Annotated in this window: 9 protein-coding genes; 6 read left to right on the top strand and 3 right to left on the bottom strand. The window is 72.6% G+C overall.

What is annotated here, in order from left to right:
* Positions 1-151: 151 nt before the first annotated feature.
* Positions 152-934: a serine protease gene (locus ABZ656_RS54135; protein ID WP_360279567.1), complete on the bottom strand. Its 783-nt coding sequence runs from the start codon at positions 932-934 to the stop codon at positions 152-154.
* A 231-nt stretch (positions 935-1,165) separates the two neighbouring features.
* Here ABZ656_RS54135 and ABZ656_RS54130 point away from each other — a divergent pair, with 231 nt between their 5' ends.
* Both ABZ656_RS54130 and ABZ656_RS54125 read left to right on the top strand, forming a co-directional pair.
* Positions 1,166-2,062 carry a hypothetical protein gene (locus tag ABZ656_RS54130; protein WP_101405712.1) on the top strand — a complete coding sequence of 299 codons (897 nt, stop codon included), beginning with the start codon at positions 1,166-1,168 and terminating at the stop codon, positions 2,060-2,062.
* A 62-nt stretch (positions 2,063-2,124) separates the two neighbouring features.
* Entirely contained in the window at positions 2,125-3,159 is a 1,035-nt protein-coding gene (locus ABZ656_RS54125; protein WP_360279564.1) for an ankyrin repeat domain-containing protein, read from the top strand.
* Between the two features lie 74 nt (positions 3,160-3,233).
* On the opposite strand, the gene ABZ656_RS54120 is transcribed toward ABZ656_RS54125, so the two are convergent.
* Entirely contained in the window at positions 3,234-4,151 is a 918-nt protein-coding gene (locus tag ABZ656_RS54120) for an SDR family oxidoreductase (RefSeq protein WP_360279561.1), read from the bottom strand.
* Position 4,152: 1 nt separating this feature from the next.
* Positions 4,153-4,911, bottom strand: coding sequence for an SDR family oxidoreductase (locus tag ABZ656_RS54115; protein ID WP_360279570.1), 759 nt, complete (start codon positions 4,909-4,911; stop codon positions 4,153-4,155).
* A gap of 108 nt (positions 4,912-5,019) precedes the next feature.
* Here ABZ656_RS54115 and ABZ656_RS54110 point away from each other — a divergent pair, with 108 nt between their 5' ends.
* The 4 genes from ABZ656_RS54110 to ABZ656_RS54095 form a co-directional block, all read left to right on the top strand.
* Positions 5,020-5,784, top strand: a complete 765-nt coding sequence (locus ABZ656_RS54110) for an enoyl-CoA hydratase family protein (protein WP_360279558.1) — start codon at positions 5,020-5,022, stop codon at positions 5,782-5,784.
* The gene (locus tag ABZ656_RS54105) at positions 5,781-6,644 is read left to right on the top strand and encodes a CoA-transferase (RefSeq protein ID WP_360279555.1); all 864 of its coding nucleotides are present in this window, start codon (positions 5,781-5,783) and stop codon (positions 6,642-6,644) included. The genes ABZ656_RS54110 and ABZ656_RS54105 overlap by 4 nt, the downstream gene beginning before the upstream one ends.
* Positions 6,641-7,411 (top strand): CoA-transferase, encoded by a 771-nt coding sequence (locus tag ABZ656_RS54100; protein ID WP_360279552.1) that lies wholly within the window; start codon positions 6,641-6,643, stop codon positions 7,409-7,411. The genes ABZ656_RS54105 and ABZ656_RS54100 overlap by 4 nt, the downstream gene beginning before the upstream one ends.
* A partial coding sequence (locus tag ABZ656_RS54095; protein ID WP_360279549.1) for a nitronate monooxygenase occupies positions 7,411-8,225 on the top strand: 815 nt, incomplete at its 3' end. The genes ABZ656_RS54100 and ABZ656_RS54095, both read left to right, overlap by 1 nt.

Below are 8,225 nucleotides of genomic sequence, written 5' to 3'. Positions count from 1 at the left end.
CTTCCTCCGCGGGGGGGGGGAGGCCCCCCAGGACCCGCGCCCCTCCAGCCCCGGACGACCGAGGCTGTCAGGGGCGCGGCGAACTGCGCGACCAGCCCCCACCCACCCGCACCGAACGACTGCTGCCGGACGGGGAATCGGGGCGCGACCCCTACAGGGTGGACGCCGCTCTGGCTACGTCGGCGGCGAAGGTCGAGACCTCGGAGTACACCCCGGGATACCCCGGCTCAGCACAGCCCTGCCCCCAACTGACGATCCCGACCTGGATGAACGCCCCCGAGTCGTCCTTGCGGAACATCGGCCCGCCGGAGTCGCCCTGGCACGTGTCGACCCCACCCTGCTGCACGAACCCGGCGCAGATCTCGTCACCGGGCACGAGATCGCTGCCGTACGCCTGCTGGCAGGTGGCGTCGCTGACGAAGGGGACGGTGGCCTTGAGGAGGTAGCGCTGCTGGGCGCCGCCTTCGCGCGCGGCGCCCCACCCGGCGATGGTGAAGTTGCCGTTGTTGTACGCGGTGGTGGTGGCGATCTTCAGTGTGGGCTGGTTGACGGGCGCGGCGAGCTTGATCAGCGCCCAGTCCTTGCCCTTGCCGTTGTAGCCGGGCGCCTGCAGCACCTTGGTCGACTTGACCTTGATCGCGCTGCTGCTCTGCAGGTCGACGACGCCGGCGGTGGCGGTGATGGAGGTGTTGTTGCCGGAGCCGTTCACACAGTGGGCGGCGGTGAGGACGATCTGCTGGGTGTAGAGCGCGCCGCCGCAGCCCATGGAGAGCCGGACCATGAACGGGAACTCTCCCTGCGCCGCGCGGGTGCCGCCGACGACGGGCGTGGGCGCGGCCTGCGCGGAGACGGGCTGGAGCGAGACGGTGGCGAGGGTGACGGCACCGAGGGCGAGGACTCTCTTGATGCCCGTGAACTTCTTCGGAGACTTCAAAGTGCTTCCTCTCGTGGGGGGTTGGAAGCCCGACGGGGTCACACCGTGGCCGCACGACACGACAGCCGTCACACATACCGAGTGACATGCACCCGCCAAGCCTTTGCGAATTATTTAGACACGGGAGCGCTCCGGCAAGGACCCCATTCCGGCCAGCCGCACCCAGCCACCCACCGGAACCGCGCTTAGAGTGGGAGTGCAGGAGGCCCGGCGTCTTCAGGGGGTACGGACGTGGCGAACGGCGGACCCGTCGAGCACGGCTTCCCGCATCTGGACACGGTGCGGGCATCGATCACCGCGCTCTACAAGCGGCTCTCGTACGACACCATCCACACCTTCGCGACCAGCGTGGCCCCCGCCGACGTGGCCTTCGGCGACATCGACGACCTGCATCTGGGCGCGCAGCGCGTGGCCCGCGAGTTGGTACACCACTACCACCTCCCGGACGCCCGGCTGATCATCGGCTTCCGCGAGATGACCCAGGCGGCCAACGTCGAACTCACGGCGGGCCCCGAGTACTTCGTCGAACTGAACGACCGCTTCCGCTCCCACCGCCAGGACATCGGCGCCGCCCTCGCCCACGAGGTGATGCACGTCTATCTGCACCGCCTCGACCTCTGCTTCCCCGGCACGCGCGACAACGAGATCCTCACGGACACCGCGGCGACCTACCTCGGCGCGGGCTGGCTGCTTCTCGACGCCTACCGGGAGGACGCGGCCACCTCGCAGAAGCTCGGCTACCTCACCCCGGAGGAGTTCGGCTACGTCCTCGCCAAACGCGCCCTGGTCTTCGGCGAGGACCCCTCGATCTGGTTCACCAGCCCGCAGGCGTACACGGCGTACACGCGGGGCATGGCGCAGGCCCGCCGTGACGAGCAGCAGCCCCCGCTGACCGCGGCGGGCTGGGCAGGCCGCCGCCGCTACGCGAAGGACCGACGGCACGCCCAGGACCAGCACACCCCGGGCTCGCACCCCGGCGTCCCCTACGCGTTCAGCCCCGACAGCCGCGGCCCCCTGCGCGTCTCCTTCCCCTGTCCGACCTGCCATCAGCGGATCCGGGTACCGGTGCGGGGCCGGGTACGGGCGCGCTGCACACTGTGCAGGACGGTGCTGGAGTGCGACACATGAGGTGAGACACAACACCCCAAAAGACTTTGCCTCTCGTGTCCTTCGCGAGCGAGGGTCGAAGGATGAGCACGAACGACCCCGCGGCACACCTCTTCACGGCTGTGCACGAGGGTGACGAGGACGCGGTGGTACGGCTGCTGCGCTCCGGTGTGAGCCCGGACGCGGTGGACGAGGACGGCCGGACGGCGCTGTATCTGGCGGCGGTGAGCGACCGGCCCGGCGTCGTACGACTGCTGCTGGCGACCGGGGCCGCGCCCGACCGGCTCAGTCAGGGCACGGACGCGCCGCTGTGCGGGGCGGCGTGCGGTGGGCACACGGAAGTCGTACGCGCCCTGCTGGCGGCCGGGGCCGCGCCGGACACGGTGGAGGAGTTCGGGTTCACGGCGCTGACGTGGGCGGTGCGGCTGGGACGGGTCGCGGTGGTGACGGAGCTCCTCGCGGCGGGCGCGGACCCGGACCGCCCGGGCCCGACCGGTGAGCCGCCGCTCGTCGCGGCCGCCCGCCGTGGCTCGCCCGGCTGTGTACGCGCCCTCCTGCGGCGCGGAGCGCGGGCGCGGTCGGCGGCGCTCGCCGAGGCCCACCGCCGGCTCACCGTCGACGTGGAGAGCGAAGTGCGCGCGGGCCTGGAAGAGACCTGGGGTCCGGGCCATCCCTCCGTCACCCACCGCTACCCGGAGGACGGCGGCATCACCGTCGAGGTCCAACTTCTCGGCCCGGCCGGGGATCCCGTCGCGAGCGACGACCAGCAGACGGGCCACGCCGCGATAGCGACCCTCCTCGAATCCGCCCTCGGCATCGCCGCGCCCGCCGCCGAACTGGCCGCCCGCGCCCTGCGCCCCGCCGACCCCGACAACGACGACTGGACCGAGGCGGCGACGGCACTGGGCCTGCGCGGCGACGAGGAGACGTTCCGGGCGGCGGTCCAGTGGTGCGCCGTCCCCGACCCCCTCCGCCAGGCCTTCGGCGCGGACGTACTGGGCCGCCTCGGCAACCCCCACGGCCTGCCGATCCTGCACACCCTCACCCGCGCGAGCGACCCCGTGATCCGCGACCGGGCCACGAGCGCGCTGGCGCGGCTGGACTCCGCCGGCCCGTAGCCCGTCCGGCCCTTGAACCCTTGAACCCTTGAACGAGGGGCCTCCAGGGCGAGACGCGCCCCTGCTCCGCCCTCCTACTCCGCCCCGTACACCGCCCCCGGAACCTCCGCCTCCGCCAACAGTTTCAGGGCCGTGTCGCCGGCCTCGGACGGGGTCCAGCGGGCGCCCTTGTCCGCGGTGGGGCCCGGGCGCCAGCCCTCCATGACGGTGATGCGGCCGCCCTCGGTCTCGAAGACACGGCCCGTGACTCCGGTGCTCGCGCTCGCGCCGAGCCAGACGACGAGGGGGGAGACGTTCTCGGGGGCCATCGCGTCGAAGGAGCCGGCGCCCGGAGCCGCCATGGTGTCCGCGAAGGTGCGTTCGGTCATCCGGGTGCGGGCCGCGGGGGCGATCGCGTTGACCTGGACGCCGTAGCGGCCCAGTTCGGCCGCGGCGACCAGGGTCAGCCCGATGATCCCGGCCTTGGCGGCGCTGTAGTTGCCCTGTCCGACCGAGCCCGACAGGCCCGCCCCGCTACTGGTGTTGACGACCCTGGCCCGGGGTGTGCGGCCTTCCTTCGCCTGCGACCGCCAGTGCGCCGCCGCGTGCTTCAGCGGCAGGAAGTGGCCCTTGAGGTGGACGCGCAGTACGGCGTCCCAGTCGTCCTCGTCGAGGTTGACGAGCATCCGGTCGCGCAGGAACCCCGCGTTGTTGACCAGGGTGTCCAGGCGCCCGTACGTCTCCAGCGCGGTGCGGACGAGGGAGGCGGCGCCGTCGGTGGTGGCGATGTCGCCGCCGTGGGCCACCGCTTGTCCGCCCGCCGCCCGGATCTCGGCCACGACCCGCGCGGCCGGGCTGTCCGGGCCGGGCGTGCCGTCGAGGCCCACCCCGAGGTCGTTCACGACGACCCGCGCCCCCTCGGCGGCGTACGCGAGCGCGTGCGCACGGCCGAGTCCGCGCCCGGCGCCCGTGACGATCACGACCCGCCCCTCGCACAGCAGCGGTCCACTCATCTCAGTCCTCCTTGTCGGACGTGCCGGGCTTGTTGGCGGTCGCCGCGTCCAGGAAGGCGGGCCGCTCGCCGCCGCCGTGGACGAGCAGCGAGGCCCCGCTGATGTACCTCGCCGCGTCCGAGGCGAGGAAGACCGCGGCCCCGCCGATGTCGGACGGGTCGGCGAGGCGGCCCAGCGGGACGGTGCGGGAGACGGCGGCGATGCCGTCCTCGCCGCCGTAGTGCAGATGGGAGAGTTCGGTGCGGACCATGCCGACGACGAGGGTGTTGACCCGGACGTCGGGAGCCCACTCGACGGCCATCGAACGGGCCAGGTTCGCAAGGCCCGCCTTGGCCGCCCCGTACGCCGCCGACCCGGGCGACGGCCGCGCCCCGCTCACGCTGCCGATCATCACGATCGATCCCCGGGCCCGCCTGAGGTGCTCGTACGCGGCGAGCGAGGCGGTCAGCGGCACGATGAGGTTCAGCTCGATCACGCGCGCGTGACGCTCGGCGTCCGCCTCCGTCAGTGGACGGTAGGGCGCGCCGCCCGCGTTGTTCACCAGCACGTCCAGCCGGGGCAGCGCGGCGAAGAAGGCGTGCACGGCGGCCGGGTCGCGGAGGTCCACGGACACGAACTCCGTGCCCTCCAGCGGTACGTCGGGGGGTCTGCGGGCACAGACCACCACGTCCGCGCCCGCCTCGACGAACGCCCGCGCGATCCCGGCCCCCACCCCACGGGTGCCGCCCGTGACGACGACGGTCCTGTCCCCGAGATCCAGGTTGTCCACAGGGCCTCCCGCCCGGATGCATTCACTGCTAGCTTCGAGAGTGCGCCTAACAAACGTTTGGTGGAATGGTCCTGAGGTGGAAAGGTAGCTGATGCGTCCATGGGTGTCTCCACCTCGTGCCCGGAAAAGGGGATTTCCGTCGTCACGGTCGACTTCCCGCCGGTGAACGCGCTGCCGGTGCGCGGCTGGTTCGACCTGGCCGGCGCCCTGCGTGCGGCGGGCCGCGATCCCGGCGTCCGGTGCGTCGTGCTGACGGCCGAGGGGCGCGGTTTCAACGCGGGCGTGGACATCAAGGAGATGCAGCGCGAGACCAGGGACAGCGGAGGCCATCGCGCGCTCATAGGGGCGAACCGCGGCTGTTTCGAGGCCTTCGCCGCGGTCTACGAGTGCGAGGTCCCCGTCGTCGCGGCGGTGCACGGCTTCTGTCTGGGCGGCGGGATCGGGCTGGTGGGGAACGCGGACGCGATCGTGGCGAGCGAGGACGCCACCTTCGGCCTGCCCGAGCTGGACCGCGGCGCCCTCGGCGCGGCCACGCATCTGGCCCGCCTGGTTCCGGGCCACCTGGTGCGCGCGCTGTACTACACCTCGCGCACGGCGACCGCCGCCGAGCTGCACGCGCACGGCTCGGTGTGGCGGGTCGTCCCGCGCGGGGAACTCCTGGGCGCCGCAATGGAGCTGGCGCGTGAGATCGCCGCCAAGGACGGCGAGCTGCTCCGGCTCGCGAAGGCCGCGCTGAACGGCATCGACCCCGTGGACGTGCGCCGCAGTTACCGATTCGAGCAGGGCTTCACCTTCGAGGCGAACCTCAGCGGGGTCGCCGACCGTGTACGCGACACCTTCGGAAAGGAGGGGGTCGACCGGTGAGCGACAAGACGATGACCACCGACGAGGTGGTCTCCCGGCTCCACAGCGGGATGACGCTCGGCATCGGCGGCTGGGGCTCGCGCCGCAAGCCCATGGCCCTGGTGAGAGCACTGCTCCGCACCAAGATCACCGATCTCACCGTGGTGTCGTACGGCGGCCCGGACGTCGGCCTGCTCGCCGCCGCGGGCCGGATCCGAAGGCTCGTCACCGCCTTCACCACCCTCGACTCGATCCCGCTCGAACCGCACTACCGGGCGGCGCGCGAGCGCGGGGCGTTCGAGCTGACGGAGGTCGACGAGGCGATGTTCATGTGGGGGCTGCACGCCGCCGCGAACCGTCTGCCCTTCCTCCCCGTCCGGGCCGGGCTCGGCTCGGACGTGATGCGGGTCAACCCCGGTCTGCGCACGGTCACTTCGCCGTACGCCGACGCCTCCTCGGGTGTACGGGAGGAGCTGGTCGCCATGCCCGCCCTGCACCTGGACGCGGCCCTGGTCCACATGAACCGCGCCGACCGCCTGGGCAACGGCCAGTATCTGGGCCCGGACCCGTACTTCGACGACCTGTTCTGCGAGGCGGCCGATGCCGCGTACGTCTCGTGCGAGCGTGTGGTCGACACGGCGGAGCTCACCAAGGAGGCCGCCCCGCAGACCCTGCTGCTCAAGCGGTCGGGCGTGACGGGCGTCGTCGAGACTCCGAACGGCGCGCACTTCACGTCCTGCGCCCCCGACCACGGACGCGACGAGCCCTTCCAGAAGCTGTACGCCACCACGCCGTACGCCGAGTTCGCCGCGCGCTTCCTCGCCGGCGACGAGCAGGCCTACCAGTCCGCCGTACGGGCCTGGCACGAGGAGCAGCGATGAGCCCCGCATCCGTACCCGCCCCCGGCGCCCCCGCGCCCGGGGTCACCCGCGCCGAGTACTGCGTGATCGCCTGCGCCGAGGCCTGGCGGGACAACGGCGAGGTGCTCGCCAGCCCCATGGGCCCGATCCCCTCCATCGGTGCCCGTCTCGCCAAGCGCACCTTCTCCCCCGATCTCCTGCTGACCGACGGTGAGGCGATGCTCGTCGGTCTCGACGGCACCCCGGAGGGCTGGCTGCCGTACCGGCAGCACCTGACCATGGTCACCGGCGGACGTCGGCACGTGATGATGGGCGCGAGCCAGCTCGACCGCTTCGGCAACCAGAACATCTCCTGCATCGGTGACTGGTCCAGGCCCACGCGTCAGCTCCTCGGCGTGCGCGGCGCGCCGGTCAACACCCTGAACAACCCGACCAGTTACTGGGTTCCCAGGCACTCGCCGCGTGTCTTCGTCGAGCGGGTCGACATGGTGTGCGGTGTGGGGTACGACCGTGCCGCCGCCGCGGGCCCGAGCGCCACCCGCTTCCACCACGTCCCGCGCGTGGTGAGCGACCTCGGGGTCTTCGACTTCGCCACCCCCGACCACTCGATGCGCCTCGCCTCGCTGCACCCGGGCGTCACCGTGGAACAGGTGCGGGCGGCGACGGGCTTTCGGCTGTCGGTCCCCGACGAGGTGCCCCGCACCCGTGAACCGACGCCCCAGGAGCTGAGACTGATCCGCGAAGTCATCGATCCGGGCGGCGCCCGGGACCGAGAGGTCAGGAGCTGATGGAGACCGCGCTCACCCGCCTCGTAGGTGTCCGTCACCCCATCGTGCAGACCGGTATGGGCTGGGTGGCCGGACCCCGCCTGGTCTCCGCCACGGCGAACGCGGGGGCGCTGGGCATCCTGGCCTCCGCGACGATGACCCTCGACCATCTGAGAGAGGCCATACGCGAGGTCAAGTCCCGTACGGACGCGCCGTTCGGCGTGAATCTGCGTGCCGACGCCGGGGACGCGGGCGAGCGGGTGCGGATCATCGTCGAGGAGGGAGTGCGGGTCGCGTCCTTCGCCCTCGCGCCCTCCCGCGAGCTGATCGCCGCGCTGAAGGAGGCGGGCGTGGTCGTCGTCCCCTCCGTCGGGGCACGCCGGCACGCCGAGAAGGTGGCCGCCTGGGGCGCGGACGCGGTGATCGTGCAGGGCGGCGAGGGCGGCGGCCACACCGGCGAGGTCGCGACGACGGTGCTGCTGCCGCAGGTGGTGGACGCGGTGGCCATCCCGGTGGTCGCGGCGGGCGGTTTCCACGACGGGCGGGGGCTGGTCGCGGCGCTGGCGTACGGGGCGGCGGGCATCGCCATGGGCACCCGTTTCCTGCTCACCTCGGACTCGACGGTCCCGGCCGCGGTGAAGGCGAAGTACCTGGCGGCCACGGTCAGGGACGTCACGGTCACCACGGCCGTGGACGGCCTCCCTCATCGCATGCTGCGCACGGACTTCGTCGGCTCCTTGGAGAGGTCCGGCCGTGCGGGGGGCCTCGCACGGGCCGTCCGCCGGGCCGCCGGGGTCCGGGGGGTGTGCGGGGTGGCCGGGTCGCGGATGGTCCG

Origin of the sequence: Streptomyces sp. NPDC007095, assembly GCF_040634475.1 — a bacterium.
In the GTDB taxonomy this organism is placed as follows: Bacteria; Actinomycetota; Actinomycetes; order Streptomycetales; family Streptomycetaceae; genus Streptomyces.
Note: the sequence above shows the minus strand (reverse complement) of the source record. Positions and strands in the feature narration are given on the sequence as shown.

Excerpts from the sequence above, each read along its gene's own strand:
- ABZ656_RS54125 (WP_360279564.1), top strand. The coding sequence starts at position 2,125 with ATGAGCACGAACGACCCCGCGGCACACCTCTTCACGGCTGTGCACGAG.
- ABZ656_RS54110 (WP_360279558.1), top strand. The coding sequence starts at position 5,020 with ATGGGTGTCTCCACCTCGTGCCCGGAAAAGGGGATTTCCGTCGTCACG.
- ABZ656_RS54100 (WP_360279552.1), top strand. The coding sequence starts at position 6,641 with ATGAGCCCCGCATCCGTACCCGCCCCCGGCGCCCCCGCGCCCGGGGTC.
- ABZ656_RS54120 (WP_360279561.1), bottom strand. The coding sequence starts at position 4,151 with ATGAGTGGACCGCTGCTGTGCGAGGGGCGGGTCGTGATCGTCACGGGC.